The sequence below is a fragment of the Pseudarthrobacter sp. MDT1-40-2 genome, assembly GCF_059383595.1.
The window spans coordinates 894,533-916,975 of record NZ_JBWZCL010000002.1 but is presented as its reverse complement, the minus strand read 5'-3'; the positions used below and the strand labels follow the sequence as shown (position 1 = coordinate 916,975).

Annotated in this window: 21 protein-coding genes; 15 read left to right on the top strand and 6 right to left on the bottom strand. The window is 62.9% G+C overall.

The window, feature by feature from the left end; translation table 11 throughout:
• Positions 1-384, bottom strand: a complete 384-nt coding sequence (locus AC50X5_RS10485) for a RidA family protein (RefSeq protein WP_494976009.1) — start codon at positions 382-384, stop codon at positions 1-3.
• Positions 381-1,247, bottom strand: a complete 867-nt coding sequence (locus AC50X5_RS10480; RefSeq protein ID WP_494976008.1) for a helix-turn-helix transcriptional regulator — start codon at positions 1,245-1,247, stop codon at positions 381-383. Before AC50X5_RS10480 ends, AC50X5_RS10485 begins: the two co-directional genes overlap by 4 nt.
• 137 nt (positions 1,248-1,384) lie before the next feature.
• Between AC50X5_RS10480 and AC50X5_RS10475 the strand changes: the two genes are divergently transcribed.
• The 3 genes from AC50X5_RS10475 (at position 1,385) to AC50X5_RS10465 (ending at position 3,461) form a co-directional block, all read left to right on the top strand.
• Positions 1,385-2,845, top strand: coding sequence for an MFS transporter (locus AC50X5_RS10475; protein WP_494976007.1), 1,461 nt, complete (start codon positions 1,385-1,387; stop codon positions 2,843-2,845).
• A gap of 95 nt (positions 2,846-2,940) precedes the next feature.
• Positions 2,941-3,192: a type II toxin-antitoxin system Phd/YefM family antitoxin gene (locus tag AC50X5_RS10470; RefSeq protein ID WP_494976006.1), complete on the top strand. Its 252-nt coding sequence runs from the start codon at positions 2,941-2,943 to the stop codon at positions 3,190-3,192.
• The gene (locus AC50X5_RS10465) at positions 3,189-3,461 is read left to right on the top strand and encodes a Txe/YoeB family addiction module toxin (RefSeq protein ID WP_494976005.1); all 273 of its coding nucleotides are present in this window, start codon (positions 3,189-3,191) and stop codon (positions 3,459-3,461) included. The genes AC50X5_RS10470 and AC50X5_RS10465 overlap by 4 nt, the downstream gene beginning before the upstream one ends.
• Positions 3,462-3,485: 24 nt before the next feature.
• Here the strand turns inward: AC50X5_RS10465 and AC50X5_RS10460 are convergent, their stop codons facing one another.
• A complete protein-coding gene (locus tag AC50X5_RS10460) occupies positions 3,486-3,947 on the bottom strand; it encodes a DUF3817 domain-containing protein (protein ID WP_494976004.1) in 462 nt (153 codons plus the stop codon).
• A 242-nt stretch (positions 3,948-4,189) separates the two neighbouring features.
• Between AC50X5_RS10460 and AC50X5_RS10455 the strand changes: the two genes are divergently transcribed.
• The gene (locus AC50X5_RS10455; RefSeq protein WP_494976003.1) at positions 4,190-5,269 is read left to right on the top strand and encodes a thermonuclease family protein; all 1,080 of its coding nucleotides are present in this window, start codon (positions 4,190-4,192) and stop codon (positions 5,267-5,269) included.
• A gap of 76 nt (positions 5,270-5,345) precedes the next feature.
• Here AC50X5_RS10455 and AC50X5_RS10450 read toward each other — a convergent pair whose 3' ends face one another.
• The gene (locus AC50X5_RS10450; RefSeq protein WP_494976002.1) at positions 5,346-6,584 is read right to left on the bottom strand and encodes a hypothetical protein; all 1,239 of its coding nucleotides are present in this window, start codon (positions 6,582-6,584) and stop codon (positions 5,346-5,348) included.
• 121 nt (positions 6,585-6,705) lie between these two features.
• On the opposite strand from AC50X5_RS10450, the gene AC50X5_RS10445 reads away from it, so the two are divergent.
• The 8 genes from AC50X5_RS10445 (at position 6,706) to AC50X5_RS10410 (ending at position 18,581) form a co-directional block, all read left to right on the top strand.
• Positions 6,706-8,202, top strand: coding sequence for a type I restriction-modification system subunit M (locus tag AC50X5_RS10445; RefSeq protein ID WP_494976001.1), 1,497 nt, complete (start codon positions 6,706-6,708; stop codon positions 8,200-8,202).
• A complete protein-coding gene (locus tag AC50X5_RS10440; RefSeq protein ID WP_494976000.1) occupies positions 8,199-9,272 on the top strand; it encodes a restriction endonuclease subunit S in 1,074 nt (357 codons plus the stop codon). Before AC50X5_RS10445 ends, AC50X5_RS10440 begins: the two co-directional genes overlap by 4 nt.
• Positions 9,272-10,210 (top strand): restriction endonuclease, encoded by a 939-nt coding sequence (locus AC50X5_RS10435; RefSeq protein WP_494975999.1) that lies wholly within the window; start codon positions 9,272-9,274, stop codon positions 10,208-10,210. The genes AC50X5_RS10440 and AC50X5_RS10435 overlap by 1 nt, the downstream gene beginning before the upstream one ends.
• A gap of 62 nt (positions 10,211-10,272) precedes the next feature.
• Positions 10,273-13,671, top strand: coding sequence for a DEAD/DEAH box helicase family protein (locus AC50X5_RS10430; RefSeq protein WP_494975998.1), 3,399 nt, complete (start codon positions 10,273-10,275; stop codon positions 13,669-13,671).
• A gap of 57 nt (positions 13,672-13,728) precedes the next feature.
• Positions 13,729-14,445, top strand: coding sequence for a FadR/GntR family transcriptional regulator (locus AC50X5_RS10425; RefSeq protein ID WP_494975997.1), 717 nt, complete (start codon positions 13,729-13,731; stop codon positions 14,443-14,445).
• A gap of 48 nt (positions 14,446-14,493) precedes the next feature.
• Positions 14,494-15,549 (top strand): asparaginase, encoded by a 1,056-nt coding sequence (locus AC50X5_RS10420; protein WP_494975996.1) that lies wholly within the window; start codon positions 14,494-14,496, stop codon positions 15,547-15,549.
• Between the two features lie 7 nt (positions 15,550-15,556).
• Positions 15,557-16,987, top strand: a complete 1,431-nt coding sequence (locus AC50X5_RS10415; RefSeq protein WP_494975995.1) for an aspartate ammonia-lyase — start codon at positions 15,557-15,559, stop codon at positions 16,985-16,987.
• Between the two features lie 85 nt (positions 16,988-17,072).
• The gene (locus tag AC50X5_RS10410) at positions 17,073-18,581 is read left to right on the top strand and encodes an amino acid permease (protein WP_494975994.1); all 1,509 of its coding nucleotides are present in this window, start codon (positions 17,073-17,075) and stop codon (positions 18,579-18,581) included.
• 64 nt (positions 18,582-18,645) lie between these two features.
• Here the strand turns inward: AC50X5_RS10410 and AC50X5_RS10405 are convergent, their stop codons facing one another.
• Both AC50X5_RS10405 and AC50X5_RS10400 read right to left on the bottom strand, forming a co-directional pair.
• The gene (locus AC50X5_RS10405; RefSeq protein WP_494975993.1) at positions 18,646-19,302 is read right to left on the bottom strand and encodes a CoA transferase subunit B; all 657 of its coding nucleotides are present in this window, start codon (positions 19,300-19,302) and stop codon (positions 18,646-18,648) included.
• A 54-nt stretch (positions 19,303-19,356) separates the two neighbouring features.
• Positions 19,357-20,073, bottom strand: coding sequence for a CoA transferase subunit A (locus tag AC50X5_RS10400; RefSeq protein WP_494975992.1), 717 nt, complete (start codon positions 20,071-20,073; stop codon positions 19,357-19,359).
• 212 nt (positions 20,074-20,285) lie between these two features.
• Between AC50X5_RS10400 and mmuM the strand changes: the two genes are divergently transcribed.
• From mmuM to AC50X5_RS10385, 3 genes are all read left to right on the top strand, one after another.
• On the top strand, positions 20,286-21,236 hold the full coding sequence (gene mmuM, locus AC50X5_RS10395; RefSeq protein ID WP_494975991.1) for a homocysteine S-methyltransferase: 951 nt from the start codon (positions 20,286-20,288) through the stop codon (positions 21,234-21,236).
• Positions 21,233-22,045: an IclR family transcriptional regulator gene (locus AC50X5_RS10390; protein ID WP_494975990.1), complete on the top strand. Its 813-nt coding sequence runs from the start codon at positions 21,233-21,235 to the stop codon at positions 22,043-22,045. The genes mmuM and AC50X5_RS10390 overlap by 4 nt, the downstream gene beginning before the upstream one ends.
• A gap of 124 nt (positions 22,046-22,169) precedes the next feature.
• A complete protein-coding gene (locus AC50X5_RS10385; protein WP_493983202.1) occupies positions 22,170-22,418 on the top strand; it encodes an SCO4226 family nickel-binding protein in 249 nt (82 codons plus the stop codon).
• Positions 22,419-22,443 lie beyond the last annotated feature (25 nt).

Here is a 22,443-nt window from a genome sequence, read left to right as displayed (position 1 = left end):
TCAGCTCCCCATCGCCAGGACGGCGTCGATCTGCACCTTCGCGCCGAGCGGGAGCGCTGCGACCCCAATGGTGGTTCGCGCGGGAAAGGGAGCCGTGAACCGCTCAGCATAGACGCCGTTGATGGCCGCGAAATCCTGGTAGTCCGTCAGGTACACGGTTGTTCGAAGCACATCGGAGAATTCCCGCCCGACCTCGCTCAGCAGCGTCTCCAGGTTGGCCAGCATGGCAGCGCACTGTTCCGCGACATCGTCCGAGACCAAAGCACCGCTCTGCGGGTCCTGGCCGATAATTCCTGCCGTGTACCCTGTGCCTCCATGCTGGGTGAAGTGCGAAAAGGGTGCGGTGGACTGGTGCAGGCTGGGGCTGAAGTAGGAACGTGTCATGGCAGCCTTAGCCCGCCAGTGGTTATGTCCGCCGAGAGCCGGACGAGGGCAGCGGCGGAACCGCTCTCCGGGTCTGCCGTGTAGGTCAGGATGCGGTGACCGGAATCATCCGGCATGGTGAGTACTTCGAACCCCAGCTCCAGGGATCCGACGTCGGGATGCAGCAGGGTTTTCTGTCCTGACATGCAGTTTTCCACGGGATGTTCCGCCCACATCGAGGCGAACTCCGGACTCTTCAGGGTGAGTTCACCCACCAATGCCGCCAGCTCGGCGTCGTCCGCAAACCGTCCGGACAGCAACCGCAGGGAGGCGACTGCCCGCCCCGCTTCTGAGCGCCAGTGCGGGTAGAGCGCGCGGGTGGCGTCGTCCAAAAAGAGCATCCGGGTCATATTGGGGCGCCTGGATGGCGACTCCGGCGCATCATAGTCCTGGCGGGAGGCCACCAGGCGATGGCCGGCGGAGTTCCAGGCCAGGATTTCTGTGCGCTTGCCCAGTACCACGGCAGGGACAACCATGGCGTCGACCAGTCGCTTGGTTCCCGGGCGGACGTGATCCGGCCTGCTCCGGAATGGCTTCGCACCGCCTCGCTTGATGCCGGATAAGTCGGCGAGGTGCTTCCGTTCCACCTCTGTGAGCACCAGCGCCCGGGCGAGTGAATCGATGACGGCGTCCGAAGCGTTGACGTGCTGCCCTTGTTCCAGGCGGGCATAGTACGTGACGCTCATCCCTGCCATCATGGCTACTTCCTCGCGCCTCAGGCCGGGGACGCGGCGGGTTCCGTAATCCATCAGTCCCACATCGCCGGGGCTCAATGCGGCCCGCCGCTTGCGCAGGAAATCGCCCATGGCTGCTGGTTGGTTCATACCCCGAGTATTCACGACCCTCGCCGTTTGTGGGTAGCACCGGCAGTGCTACCCACAACACGGCGTGGCTGTCGGGGCGTTGGAGCGACAGGGTGGAAAGGAACCCACACCTGACTCGCTGAACGGACACTTCCCGAATGACAACACCCCACACCTCCCCGGACACCCGCGCGCTTCCTCCGGGTTCCCCGCTGCCGGCCAGGATGACCGGCCGTCAGCGGCTGGTCATGGTCCTGCTGCTGACCGCCAGCTTCACCCTCGCGGTGGATTTCTCCATCCTGAACGTCGCCCTCCCCAGGATCGGGGCCGACGTCGGGCTTTCGCTGGAGCAACTCCAATGGACGGCGACGTCGTTCGCCCTGTGTGCGGCAGGCTTCACCCTCTTCTTCGGCCGGGTGGCTGACCTCTTCGGGCGCAAGCGCCTCTTCATCGCCGGGATGGCACTTCTGGGCATTGGTTCGCTGGTGGGCGGGCTCGCCACGACGCCGGAGGTCCTGCTGGCCGCCCGGGTGGCGCAAGGCCTTGCCACGGCGGCCGTCACCCCCGCGGCGCTGTCCCTGCTCACCACCTCCTTCCCTGAGGGATCCCTCCGCGATAAGGCACTGGGCCTGAACGGTTCCCTGATGGCTGCCGGGTTCACCGCCGGCGCCATCCTCGGGGGCCTCCTGACGGACCTGCTCTCCTGGCGTTGGGCCTTCTTCATCAATATCCCGGTGGCCCTGTTCGTCCTGGTCCTCGCACCGAAGCTGTTGACCGAAGCGCCCCGGACAAAGAAGACGCGTCTGGACGTTCCCGGTGCACTGACCGTGACCCTTGCGCTCCTCCTGCTGGTCTTCGGCCTGACCACCGCGGGTGAACGGGGCTGGCTGGAGCCCCCGGCATGGGGCTCACTGGCCGGTGGGCTGGCGCTGCTGGCTGTTTTCGTCGTCATTGAAAAGCGCACAGACCACGCGCTGGTCCCGGTCGTCATCCTGCGGCGGAACAATATCGCCTGGGGAAACGTCGCCGGAGTCCTGGCGTTCGCCACCGAGACGTCCCTGGTTTTTGTCCTCACGCTGTATCTGCAGCAGGTGCTGGGTTTCTCGCCGCTCGGAGCCGGGCTTGCCTTCGCCGTGCTGGGCTTCGGCACCGTGGTGGGCGGGCTGATCGCTCCCAGGATCGTGGGCAGATACGGCGCAAAAGCCACCATCGTGGGCGGGTTGGTGGTTCAGTCCGCAGCCACCGGGTCCCTGCTCCTGATCAACACCGGGCAGGTTTCGCTGGGCCTGGTGCTGCTGGCAACCTTCGTCGGCGGCGTTGCCAACCTGGCGGCGATTGTCGGCTTCATGATCACTGCCACCTCCGGGCTCTCCAACACTGAGCAGGGCCTCGCCACCGGCCTGACCACCATGAGCCAGCAGGTGGGCATCACCATGGGCATCCCGATCATGAGCAGCATCATCGCGGCGGGACTTCTTCATCGGGGCGGCGATCGGAGTCCACAGGGGGTTCTGGACGCAGTACTGCCGGCCATCGGCATCAATGCGCTGTTATGCCTGGCAACGGCGGCCACGGTTGCGCTGTTCCTCCGCGGGAAACGGCCGACGGCGGCACTGTAGGGCAGTGCTGCCACTAACGGGTGGACGGGCACCACTTCTAAGCGGCCCAGCCGGGGCGTACAATATTTTGTACGCAACACCCAAGGAGCCCTGCAATGCGCACACTCAGCTACACAGAATCACGGGCCCGCTACAAGGAAACCCTCGATGCGGTGACCAATGACCGGGAAGAAGTCATCATCACCCGTCCCGGCAAGGAAGACGTGATCATCGTTTCGCGCGACGACTACGAATCGCTACGGGAAACTGCCTATCTCCTACGCAGCCCTGCTAACGCACGGAGGATCCTGACCTCAATCGAGCGCTTGGAATCCGGGCAGGGAACCGCCCGGGACCTTGCTGAATGACCATCATTTGGGATGAATCCTCCTGGGAGGACTACGAATGGTGGCAGTCCCAAGACCGGAAGATACTCAAGCGCATCAACACCCTTATCAAGGACATCGCCCGGAACGGCAACGATGGAATCGGTAAGCCTGAGCCGCTGAAACACGGCTTTCACGGATACTGGTCGCGGCGCATTACAGACGAGCATCGACTGGTCTACAAGTTCGTCGAAACTGAGGATGGTATCGAAATCCGCATTGCCGCCTGCCGGTACCACTACGGCAACTAACGGATCGCACCCGGCATTGCAGCGTTAGGCGAACCAGGTGCCGGGCGGGCCGGCCACCAGCAGCACACCGAAGACGACGGCGACGGCAGCCAGGGCGCTCACGCCGGCAACTACGGGCTTGCGGAGTACCCAGGCCTGGACCTTTTCCAGCACCCCGCGCGGCTGCTCACCGCCGGCACCGAGCCGCCAACCGCCGCCGAGCATTCCCGAACGGTCCAGCCGGCGCTCCACCGGAACGGTGGCGTACGGAATGAGGGTGGCCACCAGAGCAACGGCACCCACCCGGCCCGGCCATTTCTGGTTCAGCCACACAAAGGACGCCACCACGGCGTAGCAGAGGAACACAAAGCCGTGGATGCCGCCGCCGATCGAGACCGCCACGTCCGTCGTTTTGGTGACGTACTTCAGGAACATGCCGAGGAGCAGCAGGGTCCAGGTGATGGCTTCGGCGATGGCAAAGGTGCGGAACAGTGTGCGCGGAGACATGGAGGTCCTCAGTTGGGAAACGGGATCCCTTCGAGGCTACCAAACGGGCGCGGCGCAGACATCTGGACCAAAACTCTGGGGCAGCGTGTAACAGACAGGGTTGGAAGCGAAAGTGCCGGTATCTTGGAGCGACTCCGCTTCCAATGTAATAAGCGGAAATATCGGCGGTTATAGATAACCATCCGCGTGGATGCTCTGCCGCCCCTCAGAAAGATCGAACGACATTTATGAAAAAACTATTAGTGGCTTCAATAGCCACGGCCGCCCTGGTCGCTGGCTCCATAGCTGTCAGCGCCGCTGCTAATGCAGATTCCGGCACCGTCGTCCGCGTCATCGATGGCGACACCCTAGTGGTTTCCATCAACAACGGGGACCACACCATCCGGCTCCTTAACGTGGATACTCCTGAAACAAAAGACCCGAATCAACCCGTCGAGTGCCTTGGACCGCAAGCTTCTGATTACCTCACCAACATTCTCCCCCCGGGTACCTCTGTACGGCTTGAATTCGATAAAGAACGCCACGATCGATATGGGCGGACGCTTGCAGGCGTATTCGCCCCTGATGGCACCCTGGTCAACGCAGAAATCGCACGCGAGGGGCTGGGCATACCAGTCGAGTACGACGGAAACGTCAAATTCCTGCCTTCCGTAGAAGAAGCGTATGAGGAAGCCCGTGAGGCGAAGACAGGACTCTTCTCCGAAACTGTTACCTGCACCTTGCCGGCGCAACTCGCTCAAACTACCGATGCATTGGAACAGGCCGCGGGTGCTGCGCCCGTAGCCACGTCAGCCGCCGCGGGCACCGCCGCTGCAGGCACGGCCGCCGCAGCCCTTACTGTAAAGCTGGCAGCGGCGAGAACCCTGCGGACAGTTTACGCCTCCACTAAAGCCGCCAACAGGGCCGTTTACTGGGCCGGGCTCTCCGCTGGCGGAGCCGTGGCAGCACTCGCCGTCCTTGACAGCAGTATCTCCTCCGGGGATAAAAAGAAGGAAGAACTCCAGTCACTTCAGACCACCCTGGCAGCGGCGGAAAGGAAGGCGGAAGAGGACCGTCTGGCAGCTGAAGCGCGGGCTGCGGCAGAGAAAAAGGCAGCAGAAGAACGTGCCGCCTCGGAAGCGGCGGCCGCCGAGGCGTCCCGGCTGGCTGCGATTGAAGACGAGCGGCTTCGAAACATCCCGGTTCCGCAGCCCTACGTCCCTCCAGCACCTCAGCCGTACATCCCACCGGCGCCTCAGCCCTACGTGCCCCCGGCACCTCCTTCGAACTACAACGGTCCGCGCTGCTACGCCCCGGGCGGGAAAACCTGGCGTCCCTGCTAAGCAGCAATTAGCAACAAAGGGTCCAGAAGCATATCGCTCCTGGACCCTTTGTCGTGTTAGCGCACTTTCACACCCGTTACTGGTCCTCGCTGGAGTTCCTTCGACGCTCCTCGATACTTCCAGCAACATGCAGGATGGTATCTTCCACGCCTCCGGCAATAGCCTTGGGGGCAGCGGCTACCGTGCCTGCAGCCGCACCCACAGCACCCGCCACCGTCGTCCCCGCCGCCTGACCAAGATCTAGCAGCGAGGCGTGCCATGACTTCCGGTCGATATCGGCGAGCGCAGGCATGCCGTAGCCCTGCGAGAACACCAGCAGCAACCGCTGAATTTCCGCTAAGGCGTCGTAGAGCTTTGGCATCTCGAGAGGGTTCGCTACCCGCGTGAACGTGTCTACCTTGGAGGCCGCTGCAGCAGCATCCGCCAGCTTTTGCACCTTTGCGCGGGTGAGCTCAAGGCGGCGGTTTCTGGCCTGCTCTACGTGACGGGTGTGTGCGCCGGCAGAGTCAGCCTTGGAGCCGTGCACGATTTCAAGTGAATCCATCCGGACCATGTTCGTCAGTGCAACTGCTGTGATGATCAGCCAGTGCTGGAGTTCACCGGAGGCGGCATTCCTTGCGCCCTCCAGCCGCTTTCCGAAGCCCTTGGCACTCAGCCCCTCCGCGAGAGTTTCTATGTGGTTGAGTGCCACGGCGTGCATTTGCGATAGGGCTGCAGCCTGTCCTGCCACCTGGTCCCACAGGGTGGGGCTGAGCTCCCCAGTTTCCTCAAAGTATCCAAAGGCTTTGTCCAGGATGGCGGTGGTTCCCTGGATGTTGCCCAGCGCTTCGTTGCGAGTGTCGCGCAGCACCGTATCGAGTTTGGCCTCGATGGACTCGAGTTGCACCTCGAGGCTGTGAATAGCAGTTCGAATCGCGAGCGCGGCCGCCAGCATCGCGGGATTGGACGCGGCTGCGAGGTTTGCCGGGGGAGATTGCACCAGCTTGACGATGGAATCAATTCGTCCGTCAGCCTCACGAAGCACGCCGCTGACGATGCCGAACGTTTCTTTGGTGGAGCCAGCCAACTCCAGGTACTTCGCGTAGGACTCGGGAGTCATCTGGAACGAGTTGCCACTGACCGCTCCCTGTCCCAGCTGGCTCAGCAGTCCCCCGGCGACAGCCAGCATGTCGGTGAGGGCTGTGCCTACCTTTGTCGCTGATTCCGGCGGAACATCGAGCTTCCGGAAGAGTTCGGCGATGGCGTCTGGTGACCCTGCCACTAAAGCGGCCTCACCTTGTACGTAGAGGGCAAGGTCCGGGTTCACATCATTCATAGGCGACATCATCACACATAGCACCGACTAATGGCCGACGTGACGTTTCGACCCGTAGGGATGCAGGCATGCCGCCCGTCATCACAATCCGAGGTCTCTCCTACGCACTAAACTCACTGGAGTGATCACCGGTGAAATTAAGTCCCAAGTAGACAAGGTCTGGAATACGTTCTGGAGCGGCGGAATCTCGAATCCGCTGGAAGTGATCGAGCAGATTACCTACCTGCTGTTCCTCAAACGTCTCGATGAGCGTCACACCCTTCAGGAGAAGAAAGCCAACCTGCTGGGTCAGCCGATGGAAGAAGCCGTCTTCCCCGAGGGCAACGACCCGAAGGGCCGGCCATACTCGGATTTGCGCTGGAGCCGGTTCAAAAACTTCGCCAAAGACGAGATGTTCACCGTGTTCGCCGAGTCGGTGTTCCCGTTCCTGCGCAATGAGCTCCCGAAGCTGGCAAACGGCGAGGAATCCACGTATAGCCACCACATGCGGGACGCGCAGTTCAAGATCCCCAACGCCGGCGTGCTGCAGCAGGTGGTGGACGTCATTGACGGCATCAACATGGACGGCCGGGACACCAAAGGCGACCTGTACGAGTACATGCTCTCCAAGCTGTCCTCCGCCGGCACCAACGGGCAGTTCCGCACCCCCCGGCACATCATTGACCTCATGGTGGACATGACGGCACCGAAACCGCTGGAAGCCATCTGCGATCCGGCATCCGGCACCTGCGGATTCCTGGTCCAGGCCAGCGAGCACCTGCGCGAAAACCACCCGAACCTGCTCACCAACCCGGAATCTAGCAAGTTCTTCCATAACGAGCAGTTCCACGGCTTCGACTTCGACAACACCATGCTCCGGATCGGCTCCATGAACATGCTGCTGCACGGCGTCGAGAACCCGGACATCTCGTACCGCGATTCCCTCGCCGACCTGCACAGTACCGAGGAGGAGAAGTACGATCTCATCCTTGCCAACCCCCCGTTTGCCGGCAGCATCGACATAGACAACGTAGCCAAGGATCTGCTCACTCTGGTCAAGACCAAGAAGACAGAGCTGCTGTTCCTTGCGTTGTTCATCCGGCTGCTCAAGAACGGAGGCCGTGCGGCAGTGATCGTCCCCGACGGCGTGCTCTTCGGTTCCAGCAAGGCGCACAAGGAACTGCGCAAGATGCTCGTCGAGGGACACAAGCTCGATGCAGTGGTCAAGCTCCCGTCCGGTGTCTTCAAGCCGTACGCCGGAGTGTCCACAGCCATCCTCTTCTTCACCAAAACGAACTCCGGCGGCACGGACAATGTCTGGTTCTACGACGTCCGCTCCGACGGCTTCTCCCTCGACGACAAGCGCACCCCGCTGGGGACTTCCGACCTCCCAGAGGTCCTTGCTCGGTGGAAGGAACGCACGACGGCGGAACTCACTAGAGAGCGAACAGAACAGTCGTTCTGCGTGCCGCTTTCAGAAATTGCCGACAACGACTACGACCTGTCGTTGAACCGGTACAGGGAGATCGAGCACGAAGACATCGAGCACGCTGAACCAAGGGACATCCTGGCTGCGCTGGAGGACCTCGAAAGCGAAATTGAGCAAGACATGGCGGAGTTGCGGGAGCTGCTCAAGTGAGTTCAGTCTTTAATGATGTTCTTTCCCAGCACGATAATACCGAGCGCGTGGACCGACCAGAAACGGAGAGGTTTCTGACCCTCCGGTTAAACGGTCGTGGAGCAGTCCAACGGAAAATTGGTGAGGGCAAAACCCCGCAAATATTTACCGGATACCGCGTGAAAGCCGGCCAATTCATATATTCACGTATTGACGCCAGGAATGGCGCCTTCGCTATTGTGCCTAAGGAGCTAGACGGAGCCGTTGTCTCCAAAGATTTTCCCGTGTTCAATATTGATACTGCGAAAGTTGATACACGTTATCTTTTAGGCGTAGTGACGGCGCCCCCCTTCGTCGACGGAATCAAACGCCTAAGCTTTGGGGCGACCAACAGGCAGCGTGTCAAAGAGGAGGTGTTTTTAGGCCTCCCCTTGGCGCTTCCATCACTCGACGAGCAGCGGCGGATTGCGGCGATCCTGGACAAGGCCGAGGAGCTCCGCACCAAGCGCCGCCAAGCCCTCGCCCACCTCGACACCCTCACCCAATCTCTGTACCGGCAACTCGTGGCTGCAAATTCCCCTCCCTCCCTACCGCTGCTCGAGTTGTTGAAGGTATCGAGTGGGAAGTTTCTTCCAGCTAAGAACATGATTTCGAGCGGGGTCTACCCCGTCTACGGTGGGAATGGCATCAATGGGTACCACGACGAATACCTAATGGATAAAGCCACGATCGTGATAGGGCGTGTGGGCGCATATTGTGGTGTCGTCCACCTGGCCCCGGCCAAATCTTGGGTGACTGATAACGCACTGATTGTGCATCTTCTTAGAAGCGACCTAGACATAGGCTTCATGACTGCAGCGCTTCGCGCCGCTAACCTAAATCAGTACGCTAGCCAGTCTGGCCAGCCCCTGATATCAGGGTCAAGGATATACGCGGCCCAAATCCCGGTGCCCACACTGCAGCTTCAAAAGGCTTTCGCAGACCGTGTTGCCGCCGTCGAGCGCTTGAAAGAAACCAACCGAAAGCACCTGGCGGAGCTGGACGCCCTCTTTGCTTCCCTTCAGTACCGCGCCTTCAGAGGAGAACTGTAGTGACCGATGCTCAGCAGGATTCTTCAGCTACAGCCGTCCCGATCTGGCCGGCGCTCATCGTGCCCGTGCTCCAAGCTCTGAGCGACGGGTCCACCCTGCACCGCAAGGACCTTTTCCATCAGGCTGCCGACGAAGCAGGGCTTACTGACTCGGCGCGTCAGGAAACGCTGAACTCCGGCGGGTTTCGTTATGAGCAACGGATGGGCTGGGTGCTTAGTCATCTGACCAGGGCGCAGTGGATTGACCGTCCAACCAAGGGCCACTACTGCATCACGGACGCCGGCAGAAACTGGCTTCAAGAGAACCCGGACGGCATCAACTACAGCCAAGCACACGAACTTTTTGCTCCGTACTGGCCCAAAACTGATAAGCACGTTCCGACCCAAGAATCCGTGGCCGCAGGGGTCACTGCCGGGGAAGACCTGGAACCGGTCGAGCAAATTGAGGACGGCGTAAACCGCATTCACGACGAGGTGGGAGCTGCGCTGCTACAGCGACTGCGTGATGGACACCCGGACTTTTTTGAAGACGCAGTGGTCAAGCTGCTCCTCACAATGGGCTACGGCGGTGCCGAGCAGCGGGGTCGCCGCATCGGTGGATCCGGGGACGGCGGCGTTGATGGCGTCATCGACCAGGACGCCTTGGGCCTGGACCGCATCTACGTCCAGGCGAAGCGCTATGCGGACGGCAACACTGTTGGCAGGGAAGCCATACAGGCTTTCGTCGGTGCCCTCCACGGAGTCGGGGCATCCCGCGGAGTCTTCATCACCACCAGTTCGTTCTCCTCCGGTGCCAAGCAGTATGCCGACGGCGTTCCCTCCCGCATCATCCTGATCGACGCCGCCCGTCTGGTGACCCTGATGATCAAGTACCGGGTGGGTGTGCAGGTCAAACAGAGTTACGACGTGGTTGAGCTGGACGAGGACTTCTTCGAATAACGGGAGTGCCGCATGGTTGACTGATCTCAGAAGCAACGGGACGTGGGAATGGAGACGGCTGCATGGGGGCAGTGAACAGCAATTTCGGGTTTCTGCTGACCGACTGGCCCGAACTGGCACAGCAGGCCAGGCGGGCGGAACAGTTTGCCCGGTTGGACCCCCGGGCATCCGTCTTTTACGCCCGCTACACCGTGGAACGCCTCGTCGAGTGGCTCTACAAGGTTGAGACAGCATTGCCTCGTCCTTACAAGGAGGACCTCAACGCACTCCTGAGCGAGCCGGCTTTTAAGAGCCTCGTCGGCAACGCCATCGGCAACAAACTGACCATCATCCGCAAAGCCGGCAATCATGCCGTCCACAACGCAGTCGCCCCTACCGCCCAAGGCGCCGAACTCGTCCTGCGGGAGCTGCACCACGTTTGCTACTGGCTCGCCCGGAACTATGCGCCGAGGGGCAACCAGCTGCCGCCGTCGCTGGCATTCGACTCCGCCCTCCTGGCCCCGGCACAAAAGGCCCCCGCCACCCAGCAAAGCCCTGAGCAGCTGCAAAAGCTGGAAGCCGAGCTCAAATCCCGGGATGAAGCTCTGTCGAAGGCCGCCGCTGAGTCGGCAGACCTCGCGGCGCAGCTAAAACAACTGCAGGCCCAGATTGCTGAGGCCAAGAAACAAAACCAGCTGGTACCGGACCACCACGACTATGACGAGGCGCTCACCCGCAGGCACCTCATTGATCTGGACTTGCACGAAGCCGGCTGGCCGCTGTCCAACACCGAGGACCGCGAATTCAAGGTGGACACCATGCCCACCAAAAGCGGCACCCTTAGCGGCACAGGTTACGTGGATTACGTTCTGTGGGGGGCTGACGGTCTTCCCCTTGCGGTAGTTGAAGCGAAACGCACCACCAAGGACCCGCACACCGGGAAGCAGCAGGCCAAGCTGTACGCCGACTGCCTGCAGCGCCGGTACGGACGACGCCCCATCATCTACTACACCTCCGGATACGAAACCTGGATCTGGGACGACACCATGTACCCGGAGCGGCCCGTGCAGGGCTTCCACACCCGGGACCAGCTCCAACTGCTCGTCGATCGGCGGCAGACCCGCAAACCACTTGCTGAACAGACCATCGACGATGCGATCGTCGAGCGGCCCTACCAGCACAACGCCATCCGCGCCGTGACGGAGGCCTACGAGAAGAACTGCGAACGCAAGGCCCTCGTGGTCATGGCGACCGGCACAGGCAAGACGCGCACCGTCGTCGCACTCGCAAAAATGTTGCAGGAAGCGAACTGGACCAAACGCGTCCTGTTCCTTGCGGACCGCGTGGCCCTAGTTAAACAGGCGGCCAACGCGTTCAGGACCCACCTGCCCGGTTCGGGACCCGTCATCCTCGGATCCGGCGAAGAGGCCGACAGTCGCATACACCTGGCCACTTACCCCACCATGATGAACCTCATCAACAAGACCGAGGGACGGCTGAGCCAGCGGAAGTTCGGCATCGGCCACTACGACCTCATCGTCATCGATGAAGCCCACCGCTCCGTGTATCAGAAGTACGGTGCCATTTTCGAGTACTTCGACTCCCTCCTGATCGGGCTCACGGCGACACCCCAGTCAGAAGTGGACCGCAACACCTACAACCTGTTTGGCATCGAAGACAACGTTCCCACCTTCGCCTACGAGCTCAACGAGGCTATCGAATCCGGGTACCTGGTTCCTCCCCGGGTGGTACCCGTCCCGCTCAGATTCCCCTACGAAGGCATCGCCTACGACGACCTTCCCGACGAGGAAAAGGAACAGTGGGACGAACTCGACTGGAACGAAGACGGCGAAATCCCGGAGTCCGTTGACCCCAACGTCGTGAACTCCTGGCTGTTCAACACGGACACTGTAGACAAAGCCCTCGAGGTCCTGATGACCCGCGGCCACAAAGTGGCCGGCGGCGACCGCCTGGGCAAGACCATCATCTTCGCCAAGAACAACCGGCACGCGGAGTTCATTGAAAAGCGCTTCGACCACAATTACCCGCATCTCAAAGGCCACTTCGCCCGCGTTATCACCCATCAGGTCAACTACGCCCAGTCCCTGATCGACGAGTTTTCACGCCGTGACGGAAATCCGCATATAGCCATATCCGTGGACATGCTGGACACCGGGATAGACGTCCCCGAAGTGGTCAACCTGGTGTTCTTCAAAATGGTCCGCTCAAAAACAAAGTTCTGGCAGATGGTGGGCCGTGGAACACGCCTTTGTTCTGACCTCTTTGGCCCGGACGAGAACAAGACGGACTTTTTCATCTTTGACCTCTGCCGGAACGCCGAGTATTTCAATGCCGGCATGCCAGGCAATGAAGGCTCCTTGGGCATATCCCTTGCGGAAAGCACGTTTGCAGCACGGGCCCAGCTGCTGCGCACAACGGCAGACTTGGCTTGGGACCCCGGCTCTCCCTTCGTCGTCGAATTGCGGGAAAACCTGAAACATACCGTGGATCGGCTGCCGCGGGACAACTTTTTGGTGAAGCCGTCGCGGAAGTGGCTGGACCGCTTCTCGGAAGCAACCACGTGGGAGTCCCTGCAAACGGAAGACTTTGACGCTCTCGAGACTGAGCTCGCCAGACTTGCGTCAATTGGTGCCCTGCCGGATACGGAGGAGGCCAAACGCTTCGACTATCTGATGTTCCAAACCGAGCTGGCAGCCCTTCAGGGCAAACCCCTCGGTCCCTACCGGAAAAAGATCCAAGCAGTCGCATCTGCCCTGCAGGACCAACCGAACGTGCCCGCCATTGCTGCGCAGCTGCTCCTCATCGAAGCCGTCCTTGATGACGGCGAGTGGGAGTCAGTTTCCGTCGAGTGGCTGGAGGAGCTCCGGCAGAAGCTCCGTACCCTTGTGCACCTCATCGAAAAGCGGAAACGGAACGTCGTCTATACCAACTTCCAGGACGAGCTCGGTGAACTTGAAGAGCTGGAACTGACCGGCGCCGGCAATGGCCACGTGGACCTGGTGCGCTACCGCGAGAAAATCCGGCTGTACCTCGACCAGTACAAGGAACACGCAACGGTCCAGCGGCTCCGGCGGAACAAGCAGTTGACGGCGCTGGATCTCTCCGAGCTTGAACGGATCCTGCTGGAAAGTGGCCTCGGCTCCTCCGAGGACCTCAATCGGGCTGCCGCGGAAGGGTTGGGTCTGTACGTCCGGTCGCTCGTCGGCCTCGACCGGGAAGCCGTGGAAGAAGCTCTTGGGGAGTTCGTGGCAGGCACCACGCTCACCGCTCAGCAAATCGATTTCCTGCAGGTTCTGACCAACCACCTCGTGGAGAACGGCAAGGTGGACCCGGCAGCCTTGTTCAGTTCGCCCTACAACGAGCTTGCGCCGTCCGGCCCTGACGTGCTGTTCGGGGATGACGGTGTGGTTAAGCTGTTCGGCATTCTCCGTTCCATTGAGGACCGCGCCCGGGTCAGCTGAGGCTCTAACTCACTCTCGCTTTGACACCTCCCTGTGACCCGTGCCATATTTTAAACCGTGAACCTGTCAGACAGCCGGACAGCAGGACAGCCTGCTGGTCCAAGCCCCATGCCGCTCACCCGGCTCAGCGCCGCCGAGGCAGTGTTCAACGCCGTCCGCCAGGACATCGAGTCCGGCCGGGTGGAGGTAGGCGCCAAACTAAGCTCCGAGGCAGCACTTGCTGCGCAGTACGGGGTGAGCCGTTCCGTAATCCGGGAAGCTCTCCGCTCCTGCACCGCCCTTGGCCTGACTGTCACCAAAACAGGCAAGGGAACATTCGTCGTCGCCAATAAGGTGGCAAACGATCTTGCACTCGGCCAGTACTCAGCGCGGGACCTCACCGAAGCCCGGCCGCACATCGAGGTCCCGGCAGCGGCGCTTGCAGCCCTCCGCCGCAGCGAAGAGGACCTCCAGGAGCTCAAGGACGTTGCCCAGGCCATGCTCCAGGAAAGTGACCCGGAATCCTGGGTGCACCTCGATTCCACGTTCCACACGGCCATCGCCCGAACCAGCGGAAACCGCGTGTTTGCCAGCGTCGTGGCGGACATCCGGGATGCCCTGGCCCACCAGTCCGAAACCCTGAACCTGGTGGCGGACCGCCAGCATGCCTCAGATACCGAACACCAGAAAATCCTCTCCGCGATCGAGGCCGGCAACCCGGAAGCCGCCGCGGCAGCCATGGCAAGCCACCTTGAAGCCGTCGGCGCTGCCGTCGACTCCATCCTGGACAGTTAACCTCCGCCAAAAGCGGACCCGCCCTCCTTGACCACCCCGAAGGACCCCATGCCCTCCCCCGCGCCCGTCATCCTGCCCGCCCACGCGGGCCAACTCCCCGCGCATGCGCCGCTCGCAGTCGCCGTCCGGGACGGCCTCGCCGAAAGCATCCATTACGGCTCCGTCATTGCAACGGACCTCGACGGCGGAACCCTCCTCAGCGCCGGCGATCCCCTTGCGCCGTTTTACCCGCGGTCCTCGCTTAAGCCGCTGCAGGCCGTAGCCATGGTCCGGGCCGGACTGGACCTCCCTGCCGACCTGCTGGCCCTCACCGCCGCCAGCCACTCGGGCAGCACCGCCCACGTTGACGGCGCGCGGCGCATTCTGGATCTCCACGGCCTCACGCCGGACGCCCTGGAAAACAGCCTGGACATGCCTTACGGCGGGCCGGAGCGCGAAGAATGGCTGCGCGCCGGCGGCACCCCCACCCAGCTCACGCAGAACTGCTCCGGCAAGCACGCCTCCATGGCCGCCATGTGCGTGATCAACGGCTGGCCGGTCAAGGGCTACCTGGATCCCGGCCACCCGCTGCAGCAGCTCGTCGCCGCCACGGTTGCCGACCTCACCGGCGAGCAGCCCTTCGCCGTCAGCACGGACGGCTGCGGAACACCGCTGTTCGCCCTCACCCTCCGGGGGATGGCTATCGCTTTCGGAAAGATCGCCAAGGCCGTTTCCGACGCAGGAACCGGGGAAGTGCAGGAGCCGCCGGCACTCACCGCGGAAGCCGCCGTCGGCCTGGCCATGACCCGCCACCCGGAGATGGTGGCCGGCGAGCGCCGGGACGTGACCGAACTGATGCGCCGGCTCCCCGGAGCGGTCGCGAAGGACGGCTTTGAAGGCGTCCAGCTGGTGGGACTCCCGGACGGCCGTGCCATCGCAGTGAAGATTTCCGACGGCGGCGACCGCGCCCGCATGCCCGTCACCGTCCGCGTACTGGAAGCGCTCGACGTCGACACCTCCGCCCTTGGCACCATCGCCGCCACCCCAGTCCTGGGGGGCGGCCGCAAGGTGGGCACCTTCCAGGCCCTCGATTTCCTGTCCATGCAAGTCAACGAAGCCCGCTAGGACCACCATGACAAAAAGCATTTCGACCACCGAAACCCCTGCGGCAGCGACGCGCTCCGAGCATGACCTTCTCGGTGACCGTGACATCCCCGCCACCGCCTACTGGGGTGTCCATACGCTGCGGGCGGTGGAGAACTTCCCGATCACCGGCCAGCCGCTGTCCAGCAACATGCACCTGGTCCGCGGGCTCGCTGCCGTGAAACTCGCCGCGGCCCGCACCAACCGCGAACTCGGCCTCCTGGACCCCGAGCGCGGGGATGCCATCGAGCAGGCCTGCCAGGACGTGATGAACGGTGAACTCGCTGACCAGTTTGTGGTGGACGTGATCCAGGGCGGCGCCGGCACGTCCTCGAACATGAACGCTAACGAGGTCATCGCCAACCGCGCCCTGGAGATCCTGGGACACCCTAAAGGCGACTACGCCCGCCTGCACCCCAACGACCACGTCAACCTGAGCCAGTCCACCAACGACGTCTACCCAACCGCCGTGAAACTGGGCACCATCTTTGCGGCCCGCGAACTACTGGACGCCCTCACCGGACTCGAAGACGCGTTCGCTGCCAAGGCCCTGGAATTCCGCACCATCGTCAAGATGGGCCGCACCCAGCTCCAGGACGCCGTCCCCATGACGCTGGGCCAGGAATTCGGCACCTACGCCGTCACCATCGGTGAAGACAAGCTCCGCCTGGCCGAAGCTGACCTCCTCATCCATGAAATCAACCTTGGCGCCACCGCGATCGGCACCGGGCTCAACGCTCCCAGTGGCTACGCGGAGGCAGCCTGCCGGCACCTGGCCGAGATCACCGGCCTGCCCCTGGTCACCGCCGTCGACCTTATCGAGGCCACGCAGGATGTCGGCGCCTTTGTCCACCTCTCCGGCGTCCTCAAGCGCGTAGCCGTGAAGCTCTCCAAAATCTGCAACGACCTCCGCCTGCTCTCCTCCGGCCCGCGCGCCGGACTCGGTGAAATCAACCTGCCGGCAGTGCAGTCCGGCTCCTCGATCATGCCCGGGAAGATCAATCCCGTGATCCCCGAGGTCGTTTCCCAGGTGGCTTACGAAGTAGTCGGGAACGACGTCACCATCACCATGGCCGCCGAGGCCGGGCAGCTGCAGCTCAACGCCTTCGAACCGATCATTGTCCACAGCCTCCACAAGAGCATCAGCCACCTTGAGGCAGCCTGCCGCACCCTGACGTCGCGCTGCGTCACCGGCATCACCGCCAACACGGAGCACCTGCGGCTCACCGTGGAACAGTCCATTGGCCTGGTCACCGCGTTGAACCCGCATCTGGGCTACGCCACAGCAACGGCGATTGCCCAGGAAGCCCTGGCCACCGGCAAGGGGGTGGCGGAGCTGGTGCTCGAACACGGACTCCTCACCTCGGCCCAGCTCCAGGAACTCCTCAGCCCCGAGCGTCTAGCCAACCTCAGCAAGTAATGGTGGTTGAGCTTGTCGAAACCGCGGTTACGACAAGCTCAACCACCCGACGCTCAACCACCACTCCCCACAAAGGACACCCCCCATGTCACACCCCCCAATCACGGATCACACTGTCCCGCCCCAGGCGCACGCGAGCGAAACGGCGCTGCACGCGGAGGACAAGGGTTACAACAAAAACCTCAAGCCCCGGCAAATCCAGATGATTGCCATCGGCGGCGCAATCGGCACCGGCCTGTTCCTGGGCGCCGGCGGCCGGCTCAACGCGGCAGGTCCTTCATTGGTCATTGCCTACGCTGTGTGCGGCTTCTTCGCGTTCCTGATCCTCCGGGCGCTGGGCGAGCTGGTCCTGCACCGTCCGTCGTCGGGGTCCTTCGTCTCCTACGCCCGCGAGTTCTACAGCGAAAAGGCCGCGTTTGTGTCCGGCTGGTTCTACTGGATCAACTGGGCCACCACCACCATCGTGGACATCACCGCCGCCGCGCTCTACATGAACTTCTTCGGCAACTACATCCCGTGGATGGCCGAAGTCCCGCAGTGGGCGTGGGCGCTGATTGCCCTGGTGGTGGTCCTCGCGCTGAACCTGGTCTCGGTGAAGGTGTTCGGCGAGATGGAATTCTGGTTCGCCCTGATCAAGGTGGCGGCGCTGGTGGTCTTCCTCGTCGTCGGCACCTATTTCGTCATCTTCGGCACCCCGGTGGATGGCCAGCAGGTTGGCCTCAGCCTTCTGTCGGACAACGGCGGCATCTTCCCCAACGGCCTGCTTCCCATGATCATCCTCATGCAGGGTGTGCTGTTCGCGTACGCCTCCATTGAACTGGTGGGCACTGCCGCCGGCGAAACCAAGGACCCGGAAAAGATCATGCCCAAGGCCATCAACTCCGTGGTCTTCCGCATCGCCGTCTTCTACGTCGGCTCTGTCATCCTGCTTGCCCTGCTGCTGCCGTACACCTCCTACGAGAAGGGCGTCAGCCCGTTCGTAACGTTCTTTGGCTCCATCGGCATCCAGGGCGTGGACGTCATCATGAACCTGGTGGTCCTCACCGCCGCACTGTCCTCGTTGAACGCCGGGCTGTACTCCACTGGCCGCATCCTGCGCTCCATGTCCGTCAACGGCTCGGCGCCCAGGTTCGCGTCACGGATGAACAAGGCCGGCGTGCCTTACGGTGGCATCGCCATCACCGCCGGCGTCTCGCTGCTGGGCGTCCCGTTGAACTACCTGGTTCCTGCGGAGGCCTTCGAGATCGTCCTGAACGTGGCATCGGTGGGCATCATCATGACGTGGGCAACCATTGTGCTGTGCCAGATCCAGCTCAAGCGGTGGGCGGACAAGGGCTTCCTGCGGCGGCCGTCCTTCCGGATGTTCGGCGCCCCCTACACCGGCTACCTCTCGCTGCTGTTCCTGGTGGCCGTCCTCGTCATGGTGTTCATCGAATCGCCGCTCACCATGCTGGTCACCGCCGTTGCGAGCGTCCTGATGGTGCTCGGCTGGTACGCCTGCCGGACGCGGATCCGCGAAATTGCCGAGACCCGCGAGGGCTTCACGGGCCTGGCCCCGGTGGTGGCGAACCCGCCGTCGGAGACGTTCAGGTAACACCCGCCGTCCCCAACCGGGTAGCACTAGTTGCCGTTGTGAACCTTTCAAACGGCAACAACTGCTACCCGGCTGGGTTTAAGAGGGCCGTGGTGAAGTCCGCCTCCGTCCTCTCCCGGATCTCCTCCACGGTGACGCCGGGAGCCAGGCGGGTGAGGGTAAGCCCGACGGCGGCACTCGCCAGGTCGAACACCGCCAGGTCCGTGATGATCCTGTCCACTACGCCCCGACCGGTCAAAGGCAGGCTGCATTCCCTGACGATCTTGGGACTGCCGTCCTTGGCGTTGTGTTCGGTCAGCACCACAACGCGCGGCGTCCCGGCCACCAGGTCCATGGCGCCTCCCATGCCCTTGACCATCTTCCCGGGGATGGTCCAGTTGGCCAGATCGCCATTGCCGGCAACCTGCATTGCCCCAAGGATGGCCACCTTCACGTGCCCGCCGCGGATCATGCCAAAGGACATGGACGAATCGAAAATGCTGCCGCCCGGAAGGACCGTCACTGTCTGCTTGCCGGCGTTGATCAGGTCCGCGTCTTCTTCACCGTCGTAGGGAAACGGGCCCATGCCCAGCAAGCCGTTCTCACTCTGCAGCACCACGCGGACGCCTTCAGGCAGATTGTTGGCCACCAGCGTGGGAATGCCGATTCCCAGGTTCACGTAGTCGCCGTCGTTAAGCTCTTCTGCCGCAATCGCAGCCATCTCGTCCCTGGTCCAGGCCATGGGGTTCTCCTCGGATTGATGGAAATCATGGGGATAAAGCTAAGGCAGGAACACTCAGCCGGGTACGCTGACGGGGCGCGGCCTGACCGTCCGCTGCTCAATGTCCTTGGCCCGCACCGTGGCCTGCACCAGCCGCTGGACAAAGACGCCCGGCGTGACGATGTGGTTCGGATCCAGCCGGCCGGGCTCCACAATCACCTCGGCCTGCGCCACCGTGACAGCGCCGGCGGTGGCCACGACGGGATTAAAGTTCCGCGCCGTATAGCGGTAGATAAGGTTCCCGTCGGTATCCGCGGTGTGCGCATGGACCAGTGCGACGTCGGCCCTGATGGCGCGCTCCTGAACGTACGTGACGCCGTCGAACACTTCATGGGCCTTACCTTCAGCGACCAGGGTTCCCACGCCGGTTCTGGTGTAGAAGGCCGGGATGCCGGCGCCGCCGGCCCGCAGCCGCTCGGCCAGCGTTCCCTGCGGCGTGAACTCCACCTCGAGTACACCCGCCAGATACTGCTCCGCGAACAGCTTGTTTTCGCCGACGTAGGACGCAATGACCTTGCGCACCTGGTTGGCCTCGATCAGGATGCCCAGGCCCTTGCCATCCACGCCCATGTTGTTGGACACAACGGTCAGGTCCTTCACGCCGGACTCGCGGACAGCATCAATCAGGTCCGCCGGGATGCCGCTGAGGCCAAAACCGCCGACGGCGAGGGTGATGCCATCGCGCAGGACATCCTTGAGTGCCTCCCGCGCACCGGACATGTATTTCGACATCGCATTCCCCTCGTTGAGCCGTACCCGCCAGGCCGACATTCCACTTTGTGGACTTGCCGGGCATTCCTTGGAGCGTACGGTTGGCATGGTAGGCCGGTCAACGGCGGGAGGAGGGAAGACGCTGGCAGTCTTATAACATGGACCAGTTGCGGCAAACGTCCATACTATGGACACTTTCACGGCTGTGACTGGCCCGGCTTGTAGCCTGAAGTATGCCCCTAAACACCATGCTCACCACTTTGCTCGGCGGCGGAGAAAACCTGACCCTGGACGGTGCCCTGGCCACGGAACTTGAAGCCCACGGCAGCAACCTTGATGACCCGTTGTGGTCCGCCAAAGTCCTGGTGGAGCAGCCGGAGCTTGTGAAGCGGGTGCACCTGGACTACTTCCGGGCCGGAGCCCAGGTGGCGATCACTGCCAGTTACCAGGCGACGCCCATGGGCTTTGCCCGCCGCGGCATTGCCGAAGCGGAGGCGCTGGATCTGGTGGCCCTCAGCGTGCGGCTGGCCGATGAAGCGCGCACGGAATACCTCGCCGAAAAACCCAACGCCGGGCCACTGATGATTGCCGGATCCGTAGGTCCCTACGGTGCCTATTTGGCTGACGGGTCAGAATACCGGGGCGACTACCAGCTGGATCGGGCAGCCTTCCTGGAGTTCCACCGGGCGCGGGTTTCGGCCCTGGTGGAAGCAGGCGTGGACTTCCTCGCCTGCGAGACGTTGCCATCGCTGCCAGAAGCCCAGGCACTGCTGGAGCTCTTGGCCGAGTTCGACGTCGAATCCTGGTTGTCCTTTACCCTCCGCGACGGCGGGCACATCAGCGACGGCACGCCGCTGGCCCAGGTGGCCGCTTGGTGCGCCGCTGAACCGCGGGTGGCGGCCCTCGGGGTGAACTGCGTCCCGCTGGAACTCGTGTCCCCCGCGCTTACCACTTTGCGCCAGGTGACAGCCACTCCCCTGCTGGCCTATCCGAACTCCGGCGAAAGCTATGACGCCGTCACCAAGACCTGGGGTCCGGCGCCCGCCGAAAACGGTGTCATCAACGGCCAGCCCCTGACCCTTGAACAGGGCGCCCCCATATGGCGCGGACTCGGTGCACGGCTGCTGGGCGGCTGCTGCCGGACCACGCCCCGGGACATCGCTTCCCTCGCAACACTGAGATGAACACAACACCAGGAGCCGGAGCCGGCGGGGCAGTCCAGGGCGCCCAGGTGGTCAGCAGGATCGCCTTGCTCCTCCGGCTGGTTGGCGGCAGTGCAGAAGGCAGCCCCCTGGCGGACCTGGTCCGCGCATCCGGGCTGACCCGCCCCACCGTCCACAGGCTGCTGACCTCGCTGGCCAGCGAGGGGCTGCTGGAGCACGATCAGCGCAGCGGCCGCTGGATGCTGGGCCCGGAGATGCTGCTGCTGGGATCGGTGGCATCGGCTCGTTTCCCCCTGGAAGACCTGGCCCGGCCCGGCCTGCGGCGGCTGGCGGAGGAGACCGGCGAGAGCGCGTTCTTCTCGATCCGCCGCGGCTCCGAAACGGTGTGCCTGCTGCGCGAGGAAGGCAGCTTCCCGGTGCGGTCCTTTGTCCTGCATGAAGGAGTCAGGTTCCCTCTGGGTGTTGCGTCCGCGGGAACCGCCATCCTGGCTTTTCTGCCGGAACACGAGCAGGAGCGCATCCTGCAGAACTGGCGCGCCCACGCGGGCGCCTTCGCGGACGGTCACCCCGAGCCGGTAGTGCGGGAAAACCTGGCAGCCACCAGGCGCACCGGCTATTCAGTCAACCCCGGGCTTGTGCTGGAAGGCAGCTGGGGCATGGGGGCCGCGGTGTTCGATCGCAACGGCCGCCCGGCCTGGGCCCTGTCCCTCACCGGAATCGAAACGAGGTTCCGCGAGGACCGGCGCGAATTCCTGGGCAAATGCCTGCTCCGGGAGGCCCACCGGCTGACAGGCGTCCTCCACCCCGGTGCCGGCGTCGTGCGCCCGTGAAGGCCGGGCTTCCTGCACGGCAACTCCGGGAAAAACTTCCCTCTTGACGGCTGTAAGACCCAGGTCTAACGTCGGCATCATCCTCGGTATTCACCGCAGAACAACCCAGGGAGGCAGCACAAAGATGCCGGAATTTATGGATATCCACCGCAACATGTCCGGGCTCACCAAAGAAGCCCTTCAAGCCGCGCACGACGCCGACCTCGCCATACAAAGTGACGAGAATGTGGAATTCAAAACCGCATGGGCCGACCCCGACGCCGGTGTGGTTTACTGCCTGTCCGAAGCCCCGTCCGCGGACGCCGTCAGGCGCATCCACGAGCGGGCAGGCCACCCGGCGGACGAGGTTCACCCCGTTCCGATCAAGGTCTGACTCAGGCAGCAAAGTTCGGCGGCGG

Coding starts and splice junctions, on each gene's coding strand:
- AC50X5_RS10475 (WP_494976007.1), top strand. CDS start 1,385: ATGACAACACCCCACACCTCCCCGGACACCCGCGCGCTTCCTCCGGGT.
- AC50X5_RS10420 (WP_494975996.1), top strand. CDS start 14,494: ATGCCCTCCCCCGCGCCCGTCATCCTGCCCGCCCACGCGGGCCAACTC.
- AC50X5_RS10410 (WP_494975994.1), top strand. CDS start 17,073: ATGTCACACCCCCCAATCACGGATCACACTGTCCCGCCCCAGGCGCAC.
- AC50X5_RS10405 (WP_494975993.1), bottom strand. CDS start 19,302: ATGGCCTGGACCAGGGACGAGATGGCTGCGATTGCGGCAGAAGAGCTT.
- AC50X5_RS10470 (WP_494976006.1), top strand. CDS start 2,941: ATGCGCACACTCAGCTACACAGAATCACGGGCCCGCTACAAGGAAACC.
- AC50X5_RS10465 (WP_494976005.1), top strand. CDS start 3,189: ATGACCATCATTTGGGATGAATCCTCCTGGGAGGACTACGAATGGTGG.
- AC50X5_RS10450 (WP_494976002.1), bottom strand. CDS start 6,584: ATGAATGATGTGAACCCGGACCTTGCCCTCTACGTACAAGGTGAGGCC.
- AC50X5_RS10430 (WP_494975998.1), top strand. CDS start 10,273: ATGGGGGCAGTGAACAGCAATTTCGGGTTTCTGCTGACCGACTGGCCC.
- AC50X5_RS10400 (WP_494975992.1), bottom strand. CDS start 20,073: ATGTCGAAATACATGTCCGGTGCGCGGGAGGCACTCAAGGATGTCCTG.
- AC50X5_RS10460 (WP_494976004.1), bottom strand. CDS start 3,947: ATGTCTCCGCGCACACTGTTCCGCACCTTTGCCATCGCCGAAGCCATC.
- AC50X5_RS10485 (WP_494976009.1), bottom strand. CDS start 384: ATGACACGTTCCTACTTCAGCCCCAGCCTGCACCAGTCCACCGCACCC.
- mmuM (WP_494975991.1), top strand. CDS start 20,286: ATGCCCCTAAACACCATGCTCACCACTTTGCTCGGCGGCGGAGAAAAC.
- AC50X5_RS10415 (WP_494975995.1), top strand. CDS start 15,557: ATGACAAAAAGCATTTCGACCACCGAAACCCCTGCGGCAGCGACGCGC.
- AC50X5_RS10390 (WP_494975990.1), top strand. CDS start 21,233: ATGAACACAACACCAGGAGCCGGAGCCGGCGGGGCAGTCCAGGGCGCC.
- AC50X5_RS10385 (WP_493983202.1), top strand. CDS start 22,170: ATGCCGGAATTTATGGATATCCACCGCAACATGTCCGGGCTCACCAAA.
- AC50X5_RS10480 (WP_494976008.1), bottom strand. CDS start 1,247: ATGAACCAACCAGCAGCCATGGGCGATTTCCTGCGCAAGCGGCGGGCC.